The sequence below is a fragment of the Sporomusa sp. genome, assembly GCF_035561155.1.
Lineage (GTDB): Bacteria > Bacillota > Negativicutes > Sporomusales > Sporomusaceae > Sporomusa.
Map to the genome: position 1 here is coordinate 19,292 of NZ_DATMYD010000166.1, position 22,691 is coordinate 41,982.

General features: G+C 46.3%; 19 protein-coding genes. 1 reads left to right on the plus strand and 18 read right to left on the minus strand.

Annotation, left to right across the window (positions count from 1 at the left end; all coding sequences use genetic code 11):
- Window positions 1–44: 44 nt before the first annotated feature.
- The 14 genes from VN447_RS22905 to VN447_RS22970 form a co-directional block, all read right to left on the minus strand.
- Entirely contained in the window at window positions 45–575 is a 531-nt protein-coding gene (locus tag VN447_RS22905) for a 2-oxoacid:acceptor oxidoreductase family protein (protein WP_325528715.1), read from the minus strand.
- Window positions 572–1,324, minus strand: a complete 753-nt coding sequence (locus VN447_RS22910) for a thiamine pyrophosphate-dependent enzyme (protein ID WP_325528717.1) — start codon at window positions 1,322–1,324, stop codon at window positions 572–574. The genes VN447_RS22905 and VN447_RS22910 overlap by 4 nt, the downstream gene beginning before the upstream one ends.
- Before the next feature lie 2 nt (window positions 1,325–1,326).
- Complete coding sequence (gene vorB / locus VN447_RS22915) at window positions 1,327–2,397, minus strand: 3-methyl-2-oxobutanoate dehydrogenase subunit VorB (protein ID WP_325528719.1); 1,071 nt, start codon at window positions 2,395–2,397, stop codon at window positions 1,327–1,329.
- Window positions 2,398–2,414: 17 nt separating this feature from the next.
- Entirely contained in the window at window positions 2,415–2,624 is a 210-nt protein-coding gene (locus VN447_RS22920; RefSeq protein ID WP_325528721.1) for a 4Fe-4S dicluster domain-containing protein, read from the minus strand.
- A gap of 206 nt (window positions 2,625–2,830) precedes the next feature.
- Window positions 2,831–3,457, minus strand: a complete 627-nt coding sequence (locus tag VN447_RS22925; protein WP_325528723.1) for a cyclodeaminase/cyclohydrolase family protein — start codon at window positions 3,455–3,457, stop codon at window positions 2,831–2,833.
- A gap of 16 nt (window positions 3,458–3,473) precedes the next feature.
- Window positions 3,474–4,367, minus strand: coding sequence for a glutamate formimidoyltransferase (ftcD, locus tag VN447_RS22930; RefSeq protein WP_325528725.1), 894 nt, complete (start codon window positions 4,365–4,367; stop codon window positions 3,474–3,476).
- A 62-nt stretch (window positions 4,368–4,429) separates the two neighbouring features.
- On the minus strand, window positions 4,430–5,674 hold the full coding sequence (gltS, locus tag VN447_RS22935; protein ID WP_325528727.1) for a sodium/glutamate symporter: 1,245 nt from the start codon (window positions 5,672–5,674) through the stop codon (window positions 4,430–4,432).
- 188 nt (window positions 5,675–5,862) lie between these two features.
- Entirely contained in the window at window positions 5,863–7,224 is a 1,362-nt protein-coding gene (locus tag VN447_RS22940) for a sigma-54 dependent transcriptional regulator (RefSeq protein ID WP_325528729.1), read from the minus strand.
- Complete coding sequence (locus VN447_RS22945) at window positions 7,217–8,824, minus strand: transporter substrate-binding domain-containing protein (RefSeq protein WP_325528731.1); 1,608 nt, start codon at window positions 8,822–8,824, stop codon at window positions 7,217–7,219. Before VN447_RS22945 ends, VN447_RS22940 begins: the two co-directional genes overlap by 8 nt.
- A 157-nt stretch (window positions 8,825–8,981) precedes the next feature.
- Window positions 8,982–11,258, minus strand: a complete 2,277-nt coding sequence (locus VN447_RS22950) for a xanthine dehydrogenase family protein molybdopterin-binding subunit (RefSeq protein ID WP_325528733.1) — start codon at window positions 11,256–11,258, stop codon at window positions 8,982–8,984.
- A gap of 27 nt (window positions 11,259–11,285) precedes the next feature.
- Window positions 11,286–12,134: an FAD binding domain-containing protein gene (locus VN447_RS22955; RefSeq protein ID WP_325528735.1), complete on the minus strand. Its 849-nt coding sequence runs from the start codon at window positions 12,132–12,134 to the stop codon at window positions 11,286–11,288.
- Window positions 12,131–12,610, minus strand: coding sequence for a (2Fe-2S)-binding protein (locus VN447_RS22960; protein ID WP_325528737.1), 480 nt, complete (start codon window positions 12,608–12,610; stop codon window positions 12,131–12,133). Before VN447_RS22960 ends, VN447_RS22955 begins: the two co-directional genes overlap by 4 nt.
- A 120-nt stretch (window positions 12,611–12,730) precedes the next feature.
- Window positions 12,731–14,374 (minus strand): BCCT family transporter, encoded by a 1,644-nt coding sequence (locus tag VN447_RS22965; protein ID WP_325528739.1) that lies wholly within the window; start codon window positions 14,372–14,374, stop codon window positions 12,731–12,733.
- A gap of 109 nt (window positions 14,375–14,483) precedes the next feature.
- Window positions 14,484–16,001 carry an aromatic amino acid ammonia-lyase gene (locus tag VN447_RS22970; protein WP_325528741.1) on the minus strand — a complete coding sequence of 506 codons (1,518 nt, stop codon included), beginning with the start codon at window positions 15,999–16,001 and terminating at the stop codon, window positions 14,484–14,486.
- Between the two features lie 302 nt (window positions 16,002–16,303).
- Between VN447_RS22970 and VN447_RS22975 the strand changes: the two genes are divergently transcribed.
- Entirely contained in the window at window positions 16,304–17,683 is a 1,380-nt protein-coding gene (locus VN447_RS22975) for a sigma-54 interaction domain-containing protein (RefSeq protein ID WP_325528743.1), read from the plus strand.
- Window positions 17,684–17,770: 87 nt separating this feature from the next.
- On the opposite strand, the gene VN447_RS22980 is transcribed toward VN447_RS22975, so the two are convergent.
- The 4 genes from VN447_RS22980 to VN447_RS22995 are packed head-to-tail and all read right to left on the minus strand — an operon-like array spanning window position 17,771 to window position 22,651.
- Window positions 17,771–18,397: a cyclodeaminase/cyclohydrolase family protein gene (locus VN447_RS22980; protein WP_325528745.1), complete on the minus strand. Its 627-nt coding sequence runs from the start codon at window positions 18,395–18,397 to the stop codon at window positions 17,771–17,773.
- A 14-nt stretch (window positions 18,398–18,411) separates the two neighbouring features.
- A complete protein-coding gene (gene ftcD / locus VN447_RS22985; RefSeq protein ID WP_325528747.1) occupies window positions 18,412–19,305 on the minus strand; it encodes a glutamate formimidoyltransferase in 894 nt (297 codons plus the stop codon).
- Between the two features lie 16 nt (window positions 19,306–19,321).
- The gene (hutI, locus tag VN447_RS22990) at window positions 19,322–20,587 is read right to left on the minus strand and encodes an imidazolonepropionase (protein WP_325528749.1); all 1,266 of its coding nucleotides are present in this window, start codon (window positions 20,585–20,587) and stop codon (window positions 19,322–19,324) included.
- Window positions 20,588–20,617: 30 nt separating this feature from the next.
- Complete coding sequence (locus tag VN447_RS22995) at window positions 20,618–22,651, minus strand: urocanate hydratase (protein WP_325528751.1); 2,034 nt, start codon at window positions 22,649–22,651, stop codon at window positions 20,618–20,620.
- Window positions 22,652–22,691: the final 40 nt, after the last annotated feature.

The following is a 22,691-nucleotide window of genomic DNA, read 5'->3' on the forward strand; positions in this document are numbered from 1 at the left end:
TTTGCTATTAACAGTTACAGTTGAACACTTATTTCAAAGTTCCGTTATCTATTCATTCCCTTATTAATTGCGGCGACATTTAGATCATACAGCTCAGGCTTTTTCTTACCAACAACTTCATCCATGGCTTTTGTAACACTATCCATGTTAACGAGCGATAGTGACGGCAGCAAAGCCCCCAGGCATACCATGTTAGCCAGACTGGAGTTGCCAATTTCATTTGCCAGCTCTGTAGCTTCAATAGCAATAATATTGATATCGTCCCGTTTTTGGGTTAAAGCCACAATAGAGCTGTTTACCACCAGGGTTCCGCCTGGTTTAATCCGCCCCAGGAATCGGTCATAAGACGGCTGATTCAACACAATCCCGGCATCGGCCTGGCTGATTACCGGTGAGTTAATTTCTTCATCAGAGACAAGAACAGAGCAGTTGGCTGTTCCGCCGCGCATTTCCGGGCCATATGACGGAATCCAGCAGACTTCACGTCCGCCTAACATGCCCGAATACGCCAAAACCTTGCCGATAAACATGACTCCCTGGCCACCAAAGCCAGCTAAGAGCACTTTATCCATCATAGCGCTTTAACCTCCTCCGGTACTTTTAGCTCACCCATTTCATAGATAGGCAGCATATTTTCCTGGAGCCATGTAAGGCTGTCAACCGGTGACAAGCCCCAGTTGGTCGGACAAGTAGATAGTATGCTGACAAACGCAAAACCTAATCCCAGCTGCTGTACCTGGAAAGCACGCTTAAGCGCTTTCTTGGCTTGAATAATGTTTTTGGGAGAGTCTACCGAAACGGCGGCTACATACACTGCGCCATTCAAAGTAGCAATCGTCTTAGGAAGGTCAATGGGCGCACCGACCAAGCTCGCATCACGGCCATAAGGACTTGTTGTCGTTACCTGACCGGCTAGAGTAGTAGGCGCCATTTGTCCGCCTGTCATGCCGAAAACAGCGTTGTTGACCATGATCGAGGTAATCTTCTCACCTCTGGCTGCCACATGAATGGCATGGGCAGTGCCAATGGCAGCAATGTCACCATCACCCTGATAAGTAAACACAAGCTTATCAGGCAGTGCTCGTTTAATGCCTGTGCCTACTGCCTGCGCCCGCCCGTGGGCAGCGCCGACAAAATCACAACTAAAAAAATCAAGCGAAAATCCGGCACAGCCTACCGGCGCTACGCCAATGGTTTTTTCAATAATATCAAGTTCTTCCATGACTTCGCCGATTAGACGGTGAATGATGCCATGGGTACAGCCTGGGCAATAATGAAACGGCAAATCAGTCAAACCTTTAGTTTTACCAAATATCTTCTCCATAGCTACACCTCCCGATCCACGGGGATATTAAATTCCTGGATAAGGGCAGACAGTATTTCATCCTCATGCGGCAGCATACCGCCTAAACGCCGGTGCAGGCTGACAGGGACGCTGCACTCAAGCGCCAGTTTGACATCTTCAATCATTTGCCCGGTATTTAGCTCGACGGTAAGTACGCCTTTAACATTCTTTTTATAAGGTACAAATGCTTTTTCCGGGAACGGCCAAAGAGTAATTGGCCGGATAAGTCCTAGCTTGATGCCTTTTTTACGCGCGTTTAACACTACTGTTTTGGCGATTCTGGCGCAAGTACCGTACGCAGCAATCAGATAGTCAGCATCCTCGGTATAGAATTCTTCCCAGCGCTGCTCTTGTTCTTTGATAGCTTGATACTTTGCTTCCCAATATAGATTATTTGTCTCCCCAATTTCATTGGTCAGAGAGTAGCTGGCAATCTTGCGCTTGGCCCGGCCCAAGCAGCCGTCAGTCACCCAGTCTTTATCCGGCAGTTCGGCGTCTGGCCGGTTTTTAATCTCAATAGGTTCCATCATTTGACCCAAAAATCCATCAGCCAGGATTAGTACAGGATTTCTGTACTTGTCAGCAAGGTCAAATGCTTCCATTGTATAATCATACATTTCCTGGCCTTTGGACGGGGCCAGCACAATCAGGCGATAGTCGCCATGGCCGCCGCCCTTGGTACATTGGAAGTAGTCGGACTGGCTGGGTCCAAGACCGCCAAGTCCGGGGCCTGTCCTGTTAATGTTTACTACAACGACAGGCAACTCGGCTGCCGCAAGATAAGACAAGCCCTCCTGCTTTAGACTATAACCGGGGCTGGAGGAAGCGGTCATAACTCGGGCACCGGTACAAGCCGCGCCGTAGCACATGTTAATTGAGGCAATCTCATCCTCGCCTTGCAGCAGGGTTCCCCCGGCTTTGGGCAAATGCTTAGACAAATATTCTACAACCTCGGTTGAGGGTGTAATCGGGTAGCCAAAAAACAGCTTACAGCCGGCATGTATGGCCGCTTCGGCAATGGCCTCATTCCCTTTAATTAATTTTTTATCCACTGAATTCGCTCCTTTCCTTAGGACTCTTTGTACACCTCTAGCGCAATGTCAGGACACACCAAGCCGCAAAGGGCACAGCCCACACAGTTTTCTTCCGCAGCAACAATAATAGTGTAGTATCCCTTGGAATTGGCTTTATCACCTATCGCCAGCACCTTTCGGGGACAAACTGCCATGCATAGACCACAGCTTTTGCACTTCTCGCTAAATACCTGTACTTTAGCCAATGTATTCACCCCCCGCACCCCTGTTGTTCTTCTCAAAAAATCATACGTTCTGCCGATGTTACAGAACGTTAATAAATCACCACGATAATTATCTCTAGAGTAAATTCGACGCGAGAAAATATTGTCCTGCAAAACTTAGTCGAAAAAGTATCCTGTAATCAGGACAAAAAAAGAGCCTCCGCATGCGCTGAAGGCTCACAGCAATATTAGCCAATCACCCTGCTGGCGGTGGCCAGTAGTTGCTCATGGAGCTCTTTATCCTGTTCAACGATTGTTTTAATTTTGGCTTGAGTAGCAGTCACGAAGATTTCATCTTTAATGCTACCTAAATTAATTTTCACATTATACAGTGCACCGTGGAGTCCGGCGTGAGCCATGAGCCCAGCCACAGCAGCGTCACTGGCAGCGTTGGCATTGCCTATTATCAGTACCCGCCCCGAGATTGCCAAAACCTTTAAGCAGCATTCGGCCACATCGAGCGGCAAGTTTGCAGCATGCTGCATAGCTTTTTGGATGGCTTCACTTCTCGCAGCTTTTTCCTCATCTGTTGCTTTTGGCAGTTTGTAGGCTGCCATTACTTTGTTAAATGCCTCAGTATCCGCATCGACGCAACGGGCAAGCAGGCTTGTTAGCTTGTCCGCTTCATCGAGCATGGCCTCTATCTCGCTTTGAACTTCGGCATATTTACTATTGCCTGTTGTCAACCGGCACACCATGGCACTCAACGCCCCACCAAGCGAACCGGCCAAAGCCGCAATACTGCCGCCGCCTGGCGCGGGTGAGTTTGAACCCAGTTCTTCAAGAAAATCGGTAATCTTCATTTGAATCAACATTTTATCTGCCCCTTCTCTATCTGAGGTTTTCCTCCAATACCTGCTTACGGTCAAAGCCTTCCAGTCGCAGGTAAAACTCGGCAGTGTCAACAAGCGCCTGTAGGGGAACCATGCCGACAATTTCACTGCCGATTACATTAACACCATAACGGGCAGCTTCGGATTTAACGGTCTCAAATACCCGGTGCAACGGTGTTCCATTATAGTCTACCATATTAATGGTAACTTGTGCCATATTCCGGTCCTCAATCATCACACCCATCGCACGACAATATTTGTAGCCGCCCTTGACCTCACGAATGCTATTAGCAATCTTCTTGGCGATATTCACATCACTTGTGCTAAGGTTAATGTTATAGGCGATTAGGAATTGACGCGCGCCAACTACAGTCGCACCAGCAGTGGGGTGCATCTGAGCTAAACCATAGTCAGGCTGCCTTTCCGGACTGCTGATGGCTGTCTTCAGTCCTTCATATTCACCTTTGCGAACATCCGGCAATTTAACTCTAGCCGGCGTTTTAGCGGCTGCTTCGTATAAGTAAACCGGAATATTAAGTTTTCCTGCAATCTCTTGGCCTAGTTCATTGGCAAGCTGCACACACTCTTCCATAGTAACCTCGCTTACCGGAATGAACGGAATAACGTCAGTAGCGCCAACCCGCGGATGTTCACCCTGATGCTGTTCCATATCAATTAATTCAGACGCTTTGGCACAGGCGTTGAAAGCTGCAAGTTTGGCAGCCTGCGGTTCGCCGACAAAAGTAACTACAGTGCGGTTGTGGCTGGCATCCGAGTTAACATTAAGCAGGGTAACGCCTGCGACCTTCTTTACTTCCTCAGTAATGGCGGCAATAACCTCAGGGCGGCGGCCCTCACTAAAATTAGGTACACATTCAACAAGTTTACTCATTTCAATTTCTCCCTTAGTACTCTATTATTTTATAAGTTGGTTGACATTTATTTCTGATTAGGTTATTTTGCAAATTGGTTGATGAACCATACAATATTTGGGATGCCGACAATATCGACAAGCACGGCCCCGCATAACGGCACGATGATGAATGCTTTAGGCGAAACTATTCCATACCGCCGGCATACGGCATCCATATTGGCCACAGCATTGGCTGCAACCCCTAAATTATGACCAATCATGCCTGCGCACATAACAGCAGCATCATAGTTACGCCCTAAAAGCCTAAACAGCGGGAAGATACAAAAAGCAATAACAAAAACTGTCTGGATAACAAGGATGATAATGAGCGGTAACGCTAAGTTGTACAATTCCCATATCCTAAGTGACATCATGGCCATGGTCAGGAATAATCCCAGGCTGATATCGCCGATTAAGTCAATCGATTTTTGGCTCAGTTTTATCATTGGCCTTACATCATTAATATTACGGAATAGGATAGCCATAAACATACCGCCAACGTAGCTTGGCAGATCAAAACCAGTGATTGCTTTAATTTTTGCAGCAACTAATCCCCCGATTGTCATCATAACAAGTATGAGGGCAAACATGCCCATTACTTTGCCACTGGTTATAGAATCTTCGCTTTTTTCCGCATCAAGAGAGGCTTGCAGTGCGGTTAGTTCCTTATCTTCATCAGTAACAATGGCCACCTTGTTGCGGTCAATCAACCATTTTGCCAAAGGACCGCCGATAAAACCGGAAACTATTATACCATAGGTGGCCGAGGCAATTCCTACAACGGTGGCTCCCTGTACACCAAGTTTTTCAGCCATCGGTCCGAAGGCTGCCGCATTGCCCGGACCGCCCTCGAGCGATACCGCACCGGCCATAACCCCTAGCACTGGGTGAATTCCTGTCGCCATGGCTGCAGCGACACCAATTACATTTTGCAGGATGGCAATCAGCCAGCAAGCCACTGCCAGATAGATTACAAACAATTTGCCGCCCCGCATTAACATTCCCAGACTGGCACCAAGACCAATGGATGTGAAAAAGACAAGCTGCGCCGGTGTCTGGAGCATGTTATCAACCTTAAAAGTTACGATGTTAGCCTCTTTGAGTCCCCATGCCAGCATGGAAAAAGCCACCCCGCCAATAACGGCCGCCGGAATACAGTATTTTTCCAGCACAGGGAAGACCCGTCGCGCCCAATTGCCTAAGATCAAAAGTACTGCGGCTGTTGTTACCGTCGCCAGAAAGTCGAACTTGAGTGAAAGAATATTGTTTACTGTTTCAAAACTCATGGCAAAACCTCCTTATAATTATTTCAAATAATTATAATTGCAATATTTATGCCAACCCCAAAAGGGCAGTATTTTGACTATTCTGGCGCTATCCTTTTGTCGATATTACTGCATTTTTTGCATTACTGCATAATTTGCAGTAATTTGTAAAAACGCCTGCAGCATAAACTGCAAGCGCTTTGTGTCAGTTACTCCCCTTCTTCATATTCTTTTATCTTATACCAAAGTTTTCGTTCGCTGATTTTTAATCTCCTGGCAGCCTCCTGTTTGTCACCGTTCAAATACTTTAACGTCTTCGTAATCACCTTTTTTTCAATATCTTTCAAGTTCTCGCCGATATAAATCGGGATGAGCATTCCCTGCCCATTACAAGTACTACGCCGGGCGCGAACTACTTCTTCCGGTAAATCAGCTACTGTTAATTGCGGGCCTTCGGCAAAAACAATGGCCCGCTCAACAATATTTTCAAGTTCCCGTACATTGCCCCTGCATTCATAATCACATAGACAGTTTAGAGCCTCAGTATCTATCCCGGTTATATTTCGCCCCATCTTCTGGTTATATTTATCAATAAAGTGTTGCGCCAATACGGGCATATCCTCAACGCGTGCGCGTAATGAAGGTATGTTAATAATAATGACATTCAGGCGAAAAAACAGATCTTCCCGAAAGCGCCCGGCAGCCACTTCCTTGCGCAAATCGCGGTTGGTGGCACAAATGATCCTGACATCAATTTTTTTCCGCACACCTGATCCAACAGGGGTAATTTCCTTTTCTTGCACTACACGCAGCAGTTTGGATTGCAACCGCAGGTCCATCTCGCCGATTTCATCTAAAAATAGAGTACCCTTATGAGCCAGCTCAAGTATCCCTTTTTTGCGGTGTACCGCACCGGTAAAGGCTCCTTTTTCATACCCAAACAGTTCGCTTTCTAACAGTTCACCCGGTATTGCCGCACAATTAATGACCTCAAAAGGCTCGTTTTTGCGGCACCCGCCATAATGAATGGCCTTAGCCACAAGTTCTTTGCCTGTACCACTTTCACCGGTAATAAGCACAGTAGAGTCGATGTTCTTGATTTTATCAATTTGTTGAAATACACTCCGCATTGCTGCCGAAACGCCAATCATGCCTGTCACTTCATAAACTTTGGTTAATTTGTCGTTAAGGTAGTGTACTTTGGATTTTAAACAGATGTATTCCGTGACTTTAAGAAGCAGCATTCGCAGTTCATCAATGTTAATGGGTTTTGTTATGTAATAAAAGGCTCCGGCCCTCATAGCGTCAACCGATGATTGTATACTGCCATATGCCGTCATGATGATTACCGCCATACGGTCATTTAACTGTTTGATCTTTTTGAGAACCTCGATCCCATCACTCGGTCCTAATCTTAAATCAAGTAATACCAACTCTATTTCACCATTCGCAATAAGCTCAATGGCATCTGCTTCGGTATTAGCGGTATACACTTCATAATCGTCTTCTAAGGCAAACTGAAGTGAAGTACAAATAGCTGGTTCATCTTCGATAATGAGTAGTTTATACATGTAGGTTCTCCTCTGAGCTAAACTTCAAGATTACTTTAGTTCCAATTCCTTCATGGCTATCAATTATGATGTCCACCCCATTTTGACTTGCTAGCTGATAGCTGACAAACAGACCTAATCCTGTTCCGCCTGTCTTAGTGGTGAAAAATGGTTCGAAAATGAATTTCAGGTTATCCCTAGCAACCCCTCTGCCATTGTCTGAAATAATCATACACGGCTGACCGTCTTTTAGCTCAGTAACAATAACAAGAGTGGGCTTGTCAATACCCTCTAGTGCTTCGAGGGCATTAAGCAAAATATTGATCATCACCTGTTTCATTTGGTGGATGTCGACAACTACAACTAGTTCTTCTCGAACAATGATCTGTAAATCGATTCCCTTCTTTGCGATGTTGTCGGCAAAAAGCACCATACTATTATCAAGCAGTCGTTTGAGCGGGACACATTCTCGTTCCACTTTTCTTGGATTGGCATAATTGAGCAAGTCATTGACAATCCCGTTAAGGCGTTCAATCTCCTGAGGAACAAACTGGCTTATTTTCTCCCGGAACAAAGGTTTATCGTACTTTGCCGGCAGCAACTCGACAAAAGTCTTAATTGAAGTCAGTGGTGTACGAATCTCATGAGCTATACAGGCAACAAGCTTGCCTAATGCCTCAAGTTTGTCTTTACGTTGCAGTTCCTCATTAATCTTTTCAATTTCTTTGGTTCTCTTTTTGACTTCCCGCTGCAGGTAAAGGTTAACCAGAATGAAACCTACGGCTAAAACAACAAGAAAAACTACAAGTCCTAAAGCAATATCAAAATTGCGTTTATAGTACTGGATTGGATAATCTATTGGTTCCCCAAACCATTTGGCGTATATTTTGTCATAGGTGCCATTCTTTTTAATCTCTTTTAAGCCTTTATTAAAAACAGTAAGGATAGCGTCGCCACTCTTTACTGCCACGCAATAGCCTTCCGAATCTATAGCACCGCCCACAATTTTTATATATTCATTTTTTTTAGTCCGCTGAAGGATATATTGACCTGTCAGACTGTTGCCAAAGGCAGCGTCCACTTTCCCACTGAGCAAGAGGGCTATAGCCTCTTCCTGATTTGTGGTAAGAACCAACTCTACAGGCTGATTTTTGAGCCGGTGATACCCTATCGCATCTTTCTGTACGGCAACTTTGCGGCCTGCCAGATCATTGATCGAAGCAATGGCCTGCATGTCTTTTAATACAAATATGGCCAACGAATTTATCATGTACGCTTCCGAGAAGTCATATAACTTTTCCCGTTCGGTGTTATATTTCATCCCCCCCACAGCGTGAACCTCGCCACGATCGAGTGCTTTAAGCGCCTCAGCCCATGGCATAGGCCGGAATTGAATCTCGTAACCGGTGCTTAAAGCAACTGCCTTTAATATATCAACATTAAACCCCCGGTAAACTTTTTCGTCATCAATAACATCAACAAATTCATATGGGGGAAAATTCTCGTCGCCAGCTACTACCAAAACCCGGTTTTCTAAATGATCTTCTGCAGCCACGGGTTGAACTCCCCAAAACAAGAAGCAGCCCAGCATTAAGGCTATTAACCATAATCTGTAAATCATAGTCCCTCCTGCCAATAAAGAAAGATACCGACTGTATTTTCGACACCCATGTCGTCAAATCCTGTCCTTTCCAGCTTCGCTAGCCAGGCTGATTTCATTGATGCAAAAAGAAGATGCACCTCTGTCACCGCATGACTAGATAGTGCATCTTCTTTTGTTAATTAGTTTGCCGCTCGCTAAGCATTGCCATAATTTTTTCCGGGGTAACGGGCAATATTGTAAGATTAGCATCAAGAGCATGGTTGATTGCATTTACCGTGGCTGCAGTGATCGGAATCGTCGCAATTTCACCTACACTTTTGGCCCCATATGGACCATAATCTTCGCCCTCTTCAACTAAGATGACTCTGACAGGCGGCATATCCGGTGCATTAACAAGATGATACTTGCTAAAACTGCTGCCGCGTGCAACACCAGACTTATTGTCGTAAGCAAGATCTTCAGTGATTGCCATCCCTAATCCCATTTGAACACCACCCTGGATCTGTCCTTCAACAAAACCCCGGTTAATCGCCTGACCGATATCATGCACTGCCACAACATCCAACACTTTGACAAAACCCGTGTATGTGTCTACAGCCACTTCTACGAAATTTACAGCATATGAGCCGGGATTGGCCGGCGATTGATAGGTGATGGTACGAATAAGTTCGACCTGATTTTTTTGTTGAATCGTGGCCGCCATTTGACCATAGCTCATTTTTTTGCCAGGCTCACGGTTATCCCAAACAAGACCATCTTCGAGTAATACTTCCTCCACACTGCACTGAAGAACCTTAGCCGCTTCTCTTATAAACATGCTGCGCAGCTCCTCGGCAGCTTGCATAGCGTTTGCGCCACAAACGTGAATTACCCGGCTAGCCTGACAGCCTATATCATACGGGCTGACATCGGTATCAGCCTCAGGAGCCTCAATCAGGTCGAGCGGAATATCCAGAACCTCAGCTACAATCTGCTTCATGGCAGTTACCGTGCCATTACCTAGATCATGCAATCCGCCGTTGAGCATAATACTGCCGTCTTCCAGCATTCTAATCGTCATTGTACCAAATTCCTGGTACGCGCCGTAGTAACCGTTTACATGGGTGGCACAGGCCATTCCAACCCCTGTTTGCCATCGCCCCGTACGCTTGGGCTGATTCCATTTTGCACTCCAGCCAAAAGCCTCTGCACCTTTAAGCACGCAATCAATAATCCTGGCATTTCCCAGGTTAGGCCCGCCGGTCGGGTCAGCATCGTAGGGATGGACTAAGTTTTTTAGACGAAATTCGACTGGATCAATTTTTAAACGTCTCGCTGCGTTATCTAGATTGATTTCTGCAATTGTTTGGACTTGCGGCGACCCGTAGCCCCGCGCTGCGCCTGCTATGGCAGTATTGGTATGAACAGCTATGGCGCGATAATGCTGATCGGGAATGCGGTATAGCCTGAACAACTTTTTGGCCATAGCATAGCAAATGACGCGGCCATTTGAGGCATAAGCCCCTGTATCTACAATATGTTTCATATCCCGTGCCATGATCTTGCCCTCTGGGCTTACTACCGTTTTTACATAACCAATAGTCTTTGTTCTGGTCCGGGTTGCAACAATACTTGCTGAGCGGTCAAATTCTATTTTTACCGGCCTGTTTAACTCTTTGGCAAAATAGGCGCAGTACGTTTCAAGTATTATCTCTTGTTTGCCGCCAAAAGACCCGCCGATGGGAGTTTTTATAATCCTAACCTTATGATACGGCAGTCCTAATACCTTGGCCACAATGAGGCGCACAGAATATACAATCTGACATGGACTGTATACTGTCAATCTTCCCCTATGATCCGGTACAGCGATACATACATGGTTTTCCATCGCCGCATGGTGAATCTTGGGCGTCTCCACCCGGTCTTCAACGACTAACCCTTCACCTTTTGCCAAAACTGCTTCGGCATCGCCGCAGCTAGCTTCCATTGTAAAAAACGGATTGCCACTGTCATGAATAGCCACGTGTCCGCTGAGCGCCGCTTCCGGATCAATCACCACCGGCAGAATATCATACTCTGCCTTGATCAGGCCGGCCGCGGTCTTAGCGGCTTCCTTACTCTCTGCTACCACCGCCGCTACGGTATCACCAATATAGCGTACTACCTCAGGAAAAAGCTCTTGATCTTCGATAGCATTCTGCCCGGCAAACCACATTTGAGAGTTAAATTTTGTTTTTGTCGCATTGTCACGCGTATATATTTTTACAACGCCAGGCACAACCATGGCCTCAGAAATGTCAATGTTTTTAATTCGACCGTGCGGAACTTCGCTAAATACCAGTTGGGCGTAAAGCATCCCATCCAAAACCATATCTCCGGTATACTTGATGCGCCCGCTTGCTTTAGCCGCTCCATCCTCGATGGGAATTGACCTGCCGACATATTTAAAATCACGCGCAGGTTTAGCGTCCATCTCGTTCCCTCCTGACAATATAAGAATTTAATTATTTTCGCAAGCATCAAACAACAGTCCGGTCAAGTCATAGGCCAAGCCTTTTACCGCTGCTTTTTTATAGGGATGTGAAGCCCGGCCTGTTATGGCCTCATCCACAGTCTCAGCTAACAGCAGCGCCAAATCAGAGGCGAAGCATTTATCAACTATTCGCTGATTAAAAAATTCCTGAACTTTGGCCGGGCATACCGGCCCTTTACCTAGTGCTCCGAGAGCTGCCTTACCAACAATAATCATCCTTTTCTTACTATCATAGCTAACTATGGCAGCCAAACTGATCTTCGCAATAGTCACCTGCGACCGGCTGCCTATTTTCACAAAACCACTGTTCGCTAAAACTGGAGTTGTAATAACAATTTCCGTTATTAATTCCTTATCTTGAAGCCCGTTCAAGGCTTCTTCCAGTGTTAAAATCCGGGTGCCTTTCGATCCGGCTGTACATATGCTGGCATTAAAGGCGGCAAGTACAGGCAGGCTGTCACCGGCAGGTGAGGCGCTTGCAATATTGCCACCAATGGTCGCCCGGTTTCGTATTTGCACCGAACCCACCTGCCTTGCCGCCTGCGCCAAGGCAGTAACTTTAGCCTTAATAACAGGGCTGGCCGCGATGGCGCTAAAGGTTGTTCCGCCGCCAATCCTAACCTCTGAACCAGTATCTTTGATATATTTTAAATCCGCAACCTGCGAAAGGTCTATTACCAGCTCGGCATCTTTCCCGACGCCTTTATTGATAAAGTCGGTGCCCCCGCTGATAAATACCGTTTTAGCGCTGGTGTGCATTAATTTCCGTAAAACATCATCCAACCTCGAGAAACCTGTAATCTCATAGCCGATCATTTGACTTGGCCTCCATTCAACGCGTCGGCAGCAGTTCTTACTGCTTTAAGAATATTTACATATCCTGTACAGCGGCAGAGATTACCGGCAAGAGCCTCTTTAATCTCGGTTTCTGATGGATTGGAATTCTTTAAGAGTAATGCCTTAGCGCTCATAACCATACCTGGTGTACAATAACCGCACTGGACCGCCCCCACCTCAACAAATGCCTGTTGCACAGTATCCAGTTCTCCGTTTTGAGCGAGTCCTTCAATTGTCAAGATCTCTGTATTCCTGGCCTGATATGCAAGCACCATGCAGGAATTAACAGCCTCCCCATCCATGATGACGGTACAGGCACCACATTCGCCTTCACCACACCCTTCTTTGGCACCGGTCAGTTTCAGCCTAAGCCGGAGCAAGTCAACCAGCCTCTCCTGAGGATCTACATCCAATAAAACATGTCGCTTCCCATTTACAGTAAGGTCGATTAGCATTTGATCACCTTCTTATTTTAACGCTGTTATTGTTTCGCCAAATAGTTCAATTTTGCTAAAAACGGCCCGACAATCAAATGTCTCTCGCTGATTGCCGGGCCATTTTCGCGCCGTCTAGGTTTAAACGCTAACGCCGCTTCCAGCAGGATTATCCTTAGCTTCTTCCTCATCGCGGAGATGAGCCGGAACATCAATCTTTTCGGCTGTCTCCGGATAATAAGTTACGTCATATTTTTTATGGTTAAATAGTATGGCGAAAATCGAGTAGCCTTGGGCGATGGCATAAAACAGGATCGGTATACCAGCCACAGTAGCAATCATTTTTGTTGCATCAATACCTGAAATTTTGCCACCTGATCCAACGGTCAGGGTAATGAGCGCCATGCCCCCCATAAGCACACCCCAAACAATTTTCATGTAAGAGGGAGGTTCTGGGTCATCCTTGGTGTTACCAGTAGTGTTCATAGCAGCTACGGTAGTCGTCATCGAGTCAGCCATGGTGCTGAACGAAGTAATGATGGTGCCTAACATGACCCAGCTAAGCACAGTCGAAAGGGGTAAGTTTTGCAAATAGGCAAAGAGTGAGGCTTCAAGACCGCCCTGCGGCGAAGAAATAATTGTCCAGAGGCCTTTTGTCTGCCACTCAAAGAACACCGCTGAGCCTCCGAAAATCCAGAACCATACCATACCGAAAATTGAAGTCGCAACAAGATTACATAGGATAAATTCGCGGATAGTCCGGCCATATGCCACCCGAGCAAAGAACATGCCGCTCATCGGAGCATAAGCCAGCCAGATTGCCCAGTAATAAACAGTCCACCATCTTGGCCAGTCAGACTGGTCAACAGGGCTAAGGAACAGAGATTTTGTGAAAAAGTTTTGCAGGTAGTCTCCCAGTGAAGCTGTTCCCAACTTCAAAATGAACGCAGTCGGCCCAAAGATAAGCACAAACAGCAGCAAGCAAATAAAGATATTCGTATTGATTTTCGCCATAATGCTAATGCCGCGTTTGATGCCGCTAATACTCAGAGCGACGGCGGCAATTGTCGCTATTATAATAACAATAGCCCAAATATGCGGCCCGGTATTAATGCCAGCCAGGATGTGAAGGCCACTGCCGATTTGCATGGCAAGAACGCCCATAACGGCGGCCACACCGCCAACGATGGCAAACAGGCAAAGGTTGTCTAGCACAGTACCGACAAAACCAAAGGAACGTTTTTTGAAAATAGGATACAGAGTTGCGCCTTGGGTATAGGGGAGTTTGAGGTTATAATGAACCAAGCCAACGGCAAGACCAGCCAATGTGTACATGGCGTACGGTGTCAGAGTCCAGTGAAGCGTGGCAGTCGACAAGGAGAATATCGCCGCCTTTTCGCTGTAAGGCTCAATACCGAGAACTTTAGGCGGCGTACAAAAGTGATAAAGCGGCTCGGCAATACCCCAGAATAAAATGCCGATCGCAATGCCGCACTTCAATGTCAGCACAAACCAGCTCCAGGTTGTATATTCCGGTTTGGCATCCGGTCCGCCTAATCTCACATCGCCATAGCGAGAGAACATTAGATAAAAGCAGAACAGAACGGCGCACATGCCAAACAGGTCAAACAGCCAGCCAAGGTTTTGAATCGCGCTTTCTACTAAAGCGTTTTCCGCATTGTAAAATTGCTGTGGAATAGTAATCGCGGCAATAACACAAGCTGCGATAATTGCCGTCATCGGACCGAAGATTTCCCATCGAATTTTCTTTTTCCCAGAAATCACCAATTTTACCTCCTCATTTGATCTAGAAACATCATAGCCCACGTTTACTCGTGCTTTAGCTGTGTATATCCCCCCCTTCCACCTTGTCAATCCTATTGTCCGGCAGTGTTTAACTAATAACCTCGTCTAAAAGGACGCCGGATTTTAGTATTTCATAAGCTTTGACAATGTCGACCGTAAGATTGCGGTCTTGTGCCAAAAAAGGAATGACCTCGCGGATCTTTTTGTGTACAACACGACCGGCGGCACCAAGCTTAAACTGCTCTTCTGCCCGCAAATCGCAGGCCTGTGCAGCATGGAGGGCCTCAATTCCGAGTATATAATAGAGGTTATCAACAATCTTCCGGGTCTTTTGCACTACGTAAGGCGTATTGCTGCAATGGTCTTCAATATCGCCCGCAACAGCATAAAAGTCCATACTTACCGGATTTGCCAGGTGCCTTATTTCGGCGTCCAGTGCAGTAAATGGTTTTTGAATTGTGCCAAAAGCAATGACATGCTCCGGGTCAGGCGTCAAAAACCGCGGCAGCCCGGTAAAGTGACCTGTGCTTAATTTGATGGTACGGAAGCAGGCTGCCCGGGAAAGATGGCTGAGTGCTATACCAAGCATCTCAAAGGCAACCGCCCAGTTTACGACCTCAAAATTACCGCAGGACATGATCGCGTTTTGGTTCATTAGAACACAAGGATTATCATCAGAGGAATTCATCTGGATGTCCATAAGTTCTTCAATATAATGCAGTGAGTCGCGTACAGCGCCATGGATATGGCAGGCGCAGCGGAAACATAGCGGATCTTGCAGTGCATTGGCGATGTCTGGTATCCAAAGGTAGCTATCCTTGAGGAGCTTCCTGACATTTGCCGCGCTTTCATTCTGCCCTCTAAAGCGGCGTACCCGGTTGATTTCTTCATTAAGCGGACTAACATTGCCCTTAAAGGCTTCCAGGCTAAAACTGTAAATTATATCAGCAAGCTTAATCAGTTTCTTAAGTTCATATAAAACCAGTGCACCCTGACCAGCCGCCAACGCGTTGGAACTGACAAGCGCCAACCCATCTTTCGGTCCCAGAATAAGCGGTTCAAGGCCGGCTTTAGCCAAAGCTTCCTTGGCTGCCATTTTTTTGCCGTGATAGTAGGCGTCGCCCTCGCCAATCATCGTCAAAGCAATATGCGACAGGCAAGCAATGTCAGCCTCCCCGATTGAGCCACGTTCCGGCACAACCGGCGTAATATCATTGTTGAGAAGGTCGCGGTACATGTAGGCAATCCCGGGGCTCATTCCTGTATAGCCCAGCAGTAGCGTGTTAAGCCTTATTACCATCATGGCACGCACTTCTGCCAGTGATGCCTCAGGGCCAACTGCTACGCAATGCGACCTAACCATATTGACGTTGAACTGATTATAGTGTTCTGTCTCAACTTTTGTATCCTTATTGGCACCAACCCCGGTATTAAACCCATAGACGGGAACATTGCTATTAACAAGTTTGTAGACAAACTCCCTGGATTCTTCTACTTTTTCTTGCGCCGCCGGAGTAATGACCACTCGCTTGCCATGAATGGCTACCTGCGCCACTTCTTCAATCGTAAGGCTATTGCCTGTAAGTATAACGGAATCATTGTTCAAAATACCCCGCTCCTTCCCATAACTGTTGTCCTTTTGTGCTGCAAAATTCTTAGTCGCATCTACCTGTATATTTAATATTCGCAATAATCATGCCAAACAGCTTATAATTGAGAATTGATCGTTTTCTGACAAATCCTTTGGTATTTTTCATTAAACCAAAGGTATTCTTTTATTCATACCGCATAATAAGTATCAACCGCATCGAAGTTTTGCGCAACATTTTATTGCATTTTTTCTTTACACCTGATCAATTATTGGGTAAAATATTGTTAACATTTGGCAGATGGTGGGTTGAAAAAAACATGGATTCTATCGATAAATCGCTATATTTAGAGACTATTACAAACTTCATTCAAGATGCGGTATATGTAATTAATAAGCAAGGCGAGGAATTGTTTTATAATAACAAGATTGAACGTTTTGAGCCTTCTCAGCGCAACTATATGCTTGAGGAACTTCGTAGTGTATTTCTTACCGGCAAACCCTCATTTGATAAATATAATAAGTATCGCACCGTAGATCACCGTGAAGTACACATGCTTTCTACCATAGTTCCGATTGAATGCGAAGGCGAGATTGTAGCAGTTTGTTCAATTAACAAAAACATTACCGAAATGACCAATTTGCTTAACAAAGTATACAAGCTGCAAGAGCAACTGCAAAACTACTGTCATGGCAGCAATAAATTCCAGAATGGCACCAGTTATAACTTTGAATGTCTAATTGGCCCTCAGATTACAACGGTGATTGACAAAGCAAAAAAAGCTGCGCTTAGCTTTGCCCCCATATTATTAACCGGCGAAACTGGTACAGGAAAAGAGATTTTTGCCCAAAGCATCCACAACTACGGGCCTACTTCTTCCCATCCGTTTGTTGCCTTGAATTGTGCAGCGATACCTGAAACCTTGCTGGAAAGTATGATTTTTGGCACAACCAAGGGAGCTTTTACCGGAGCTGAAAACACACCGGGGTTATTGGAACAGGCCGGAAAAGGCACATTGTTCTTAGATGAAATAAATAGCATGAGTCTAGTGCTGCAAGCAAAAATGCTGCGGATTCTCGAGGAGAAAAAGTTCCGCCGCCTTGGCGGCAGCAATGAAGCTCCTGTTAACTGCCGGATAATCAGTTCTACCAACGTCGATTGCCACAAGCTGCTGGCAGAAAACAAGATGCGCGAAGACTTCTACTATCGCGTGGCTGTTGTCAATCTAAATATTCCACCGCTGCGGGAAAGGCAAGAAGATATTTTGCTGCTTGCCGAATACTTTATCAGTAGATTTAACAAAGTGTATGGCAAACAAATAACTAAGCTTTCGGCTGATCTCGAAAGCATATTTCTTAATCATAAATGGCCGGGCAATGTTCGTGAGTTATGCCATGTGTTGGAAAATGCCATTAGTTTTTCCGAAAATGAAGCAATCCTGACTTCAAGCTACCTGCCCGATTATTTTCATAAACAATATTTACTCACCAAACGCCCTACATCGTTAGACAACCTAAAACCCCAATCGTTGCCCCAAACACTTGATGAGGTGGAACGCAAGCTGATCATAGATGCCCTCACAATAAATAACGGCAACATTACGAAAGCAGCCTCGTCACTTGGGATACATCGTCAAAACCTTCAGGTTCGTATAAAAAAATTAAATATTACCAAAAACGTCCATTTTGCTGCCGAATAATAAAGAGAGAACTCCAGCTATAGTGCGACCCATAATAAAAAGGACTGATACTCGTCTGCGAGATCAGTCCTTTTTGTTAAAAAATAATTAACCAATAACCTTGCCGGCAACTGCTACAAGCTCATTATGAAGACGCTCATCCTCTTTTATAATGAGTGCCATTTTAGCTTGAATATCATTTTGATAACCTTGTTCTTTTATACTGCTCAGATTAATTTTTACATTATACAATGCACCGTGCAAACCAGCATGAGCCATGAGCCCTGCTACAGCGGCATCACTTGCGGCGTTAGTGTTGCCGATGGCTAATACCCGCACCGCCATTGATAGTACCTTTAAGCAGCATGCGGCAACATCCAGCGGCAGATTGGTGGCATATACCATTGCTTGCTGAATGGCTTCACTGCGTGCCAATTTCTCATCCTCTGTTGCTTTGGGGAGTTTATATGCTGCCATTACTTTGTTAAAAGCCTCGGTATCGGCATCAACACATCTGGCAAGCATGCTTGATAATTGATCAACTTCGACAAGAATTGCTGCTACCTCACTCTGTACTTCGGCATATTTGCTGCTACCTACTGTCAGACGGCAGACCATTGCCGTTAAGGCTCCGCCAAGCGCGCCGGCCAAAGCCGAGATACTGCCGCCGCCCGGAGCAGGTGAGTTTGATCCCAATTCTTCCAGAAAGTCGGTAATCTTCATTTGAATCAACATGTTATCCGGCCCCTTTATCCAAGGTTTTCTTCTAATACTTGCTTACGGTCAAAACCCTCCAGGCGCAGGTAGAAATCTGCAGTATCAATCAGCGCCTGCAGCGGTACCATACCGACAATCTCACTGCCGATGACGTTTACGCCATAACGCGCTGCTTCCGATTTAACAGTCTCAAATACCCGGTGCAGCGGCGTGCCGGTATAGTCGACCATATTGATAGTTACTTGTGCCATATTCCGCTCTTCAATCATAACCCCCATAGCGCGGCAGAATTTATAACCGCCCTTGGCTTCACGTATGCTGCCGGCAATTTTTTTAGCTATATTGACATCACTGGTGCTCAGGTTTATGTTATAGGCTATTAGAAATTGCCTTGCGCCAACTACTGTCGCACCTGCAGCCGGATGCATGCGGGCAGGACCATAATCGGGTTGACGTTCAGGGGTGGTGATTGCTGTTTTTAGCCCTTCATACTCACCCTTACGGACATCAGGCAGTTTAACCCGCGCCGGTGTTTTGGCTGCTGCTTCATATAAATACACAGGGATGTTAAGCTTTTCACCAATCTCCCGGCCTAGTTCATTCGCAAGCTGAACACATTCCTCCATAGTGATCTCACTTACAGGTATGAACGGAATAACATCAGTTGCACCAATTCGGGGATGCTCTCCCTGATGCTGCTCCATGTCAATCAGTTCGGCGGCTTTAGCACAGGCGCGAAAAGCAGCCAGCTTAGCAGCCTGGGGATCGCCGACAAAAGTTACTACAGTACGATTATGACTGGCATCTGAATTGACATTAAGCAGTGTAACGCCTTCAACATTTTTCACTTCATTAACAATAGCCGCGATAACCTCAGGCCGCCGGCCTTCACTAAAATTAGGTACACATTCTACTAGTTTTGCCACAATTATAACTTCCTCTCTAACTGATGTTGATAGCTTTACTCCAAATAAGCTGTCCTTGTTTTATAACTTTGTCTACAATGTTCATACCGGCATGATACACCAAAAACAAATGTGATGGATACTCCAAGATTACAATATCGGCTTGCTTACCTATCTCCAGACTGCCAACCCTATCTGCCCGGTTTACTGCTGCCGCACCGTTAATGGTCAGTGCCGTTACAATCTCGGCCGGCTTCATCCCTAACTGAATAGCTGCAAGAGCCGCCACCAGCGGGATAGAATGACTAAAGCAACTACCGGGATTGTAGTCTGTCGCCAGCGCCACAGCAGCACCGCTGTCAATCATTGCCCGGGCGCGTGCATATGGCTCGCGCAAGCAAAATGCGGTCATTGGCAGCAGCGTAGCCACAGTATGCTTACTTCCTAAAGCTGCAATACCAGCGTCTGATGCCTGCAGCAGATGGTCAGCAGAACAAGCATCCAGCTCGGCAGCCAGCTCTGCCCCACCCAAAGGAACAATCTCATCAGCATGCAGCTTTGTTTTTAATCCCAGACTTTTTGCAGCTTCCAGGAGCCGCCGAGACTCTGACAGCGAGAATACCCCCTGCTCACAGAATACATCACAGAACTCGGCAATCCCTTGCTCAGCCACGGCAGGCAATACTTCTTTAATAATATACTCAACATATTCATCTGTACGTCCTTTATATTCAGGCGGCACCGCATGCGCTCCCATAAAGGTTGGTACTATTTCTACAGGCTGTTCCCGGTTGAGTTCGGACATCACGGCCAGTTGGCGCAATTCAGTTTCCTTATCCAGGCCATAGCCGCTCTTGCCCTCCACAGTGGTTACACCCATAGCCATCATGCCAGCCAGCCGCCGCCCGGCCAGTTCCTTCAATTCCTCTAAGCTAGCCGCCCGGGTTGCCTGAACAGTGTTCAAGATGCCGCCGCCACGCTCTAAGATTTCCAGGTAGGGAGTTCCTCCCAAACGCCAGAAAAACTCCTCTGCCCGATAACCGCCAAAAACCATGTGCGTGTGAGAATCAACAAACCCTGGCATAACACACTGACCGGCAGCGTCAATTACCTCCCACTGGCTCTCGTCGAGCGCAGGCAGTTCTGCCGTAGGTCCCACCCAGATAATCTTGCCATCCTCAGCAAGCAGCGCGCCGTCCGGAATAATCCCGATGTCACCCATAGCCGCCCCCTGCTTTGGGGACGTTCCGGCACAAGTAACTAGCTCTGCTGCATGTTTAATCAGCAATTTTTTACCTGCCATCTTCTTGCCCCTTCCTAGAGAATTCTATTGCTATCTATCTGCAAACACTTTTGCAACAATACTGTCAATCAGGCTTTCGGCCGGAATATAAGGGAGTGTTGCATGGCCTTTACCTGCATACTGCTGGTTAAATTCTACAATGGTTTCAATAGAATGTTCGTTTCTGGCCCATGCCCGGCGGGCCACACCGCCAATAACATCCCACAGCATAGCTTGGCGCAAAATCTCATCAACCCGGTCGCTGCCGTCCAGTACCATGCCAAAACCGCCATTGATAGATTTACCAATTCCTACACCGCCGCCGTTATGCAAAGCAACAAGGCTCATGCCCCTTGCCGCATTGCCGGCAAAGCACTGTACGGCCATGTCGGCCATAATATTGCTGCCATCCTTGATGTTGGCAGTCTCACGAAATGGTGAGTCTGTGCCGCTGACGTCATGATGGTCGCGTCCCAGCATAACCGTCCCGATCTCCTTATTGCGAACCATGTCATTAAATTTCAGAGCAATCTTGAGACGGCCTTCGGCATCCTGATATAATATCCGGGCTTGAGTCCCTACTACCAGTTTGTTTTGTTCAGCATCACGAATCCAAATATAGTTATCACGGTCTTGGCCGCGCCTGTTTGGGTCAATGCACTCCATAGCAGCCCTATCAGTCTTACGCAGATCCTCCGGATCACCGCTCAAGCAAACCCAGCGGAAAGGTCCATAACCGTAATCAAACAGTTCCGGGCCCATGATATCTTCGACATATGACGGGAAAATAAAGCCATCTCGCTCATCGTAGCCATTCTTGGCAACCTCTTTAACACCAGCATCATACACAGCTTTTAAGAAGGCGTTGCCGTAATCAAAGAAATAGGTTCCCCGTTCTGCCAGTATCTTAATAAGCTCAAAATGACGCTTCAAGCTCTTATCAACCAATTCACGGAACTGCTTCCGGTCTGCTGCCAGGAGATTGGTCCGTTCTTCAAAACTCAATCCTTGCGGGCAATAGCCGCCATCATAGGCTACATGGCAGGAGGTCTGGTCAGAAAGCAGCGGAATGTGCTTATTATTTTTGACTGCATGCTCCAATAAATCCACAACATTGCCATGGTAGGCAATAGAGATAGGCTCTTTTTTTATTTGGTACTCTTCTGCCAGTTTAAATACTTCGTCTAAATCTGAAGAGATTTTACTGACCCACCCTTGATCATAGCGGGTTTTAATACGTGAATAGTCTACCTCGGCAACAATACCCACACCGCCCGCAATCTCAATGGCCTTAGGCTGGGCACCGCTCATACCTCCTAAGCCTGAAGAAACAAACAGATGTCCGCGCAAGTCTCCGTCCGCCGGTACGCCCAAACGTTTGCGACCTGCGGTAAGAAGGGTATTAAATGTGCCGTGCACAATTCCTTGCGGTCCAATATACATCCAGCCGCCTGCAGTCATCTGGCCATAATTAGCCACGCCCATTTGTTCGGCAATCTCCCAGTCATCCTGGTTATCAAACATACCAATCATTAGCGCATTAGTTATGATTACGCGGGGTGCCTCAGGCTTTGAAGGAAATAATCCCAATGGGTGACCAGACTCTACAACCAAGGTCTGATGCTCAGTCATAACTTCGAGATATTTTTTGATAAGCTGGTATTGCAGCCAGTTTTGACATACGCTGCCTGTTTCACCATAGGTAACAAGCTCATAAGGATAGAGAGCAACCGCCGGGTCTAAGTTATTCTCAATCATGACTTGAAAAGCTTTGCCCTCTACACAGTTGCCTTTATATTCATTGATTGGCTTACCATAAATTTTTTCCTTGGGCATATAACGATAAGCATAAATTCTTCCGAGTGTACGCAATTCCTCCATAAATTCAGGAGCCAATACACTATGCAACTCTTCCGGCACATAGCGCAGTGCATTTTTCAAGGCTACTTTTGTCTGTTCCTGAGTCAAGCGGAACCCTCTATTAGGTGCACGGCGAATTCCCGCTTCAAATACCGGCATTTCTGGCAACACATTATCCAGCTTGATTTGCATGGCATTACTAATTCCACGGTTACTAATAGACATAATTACCCCTCCAAACATGGTTATAAGTATCTCTACTTTT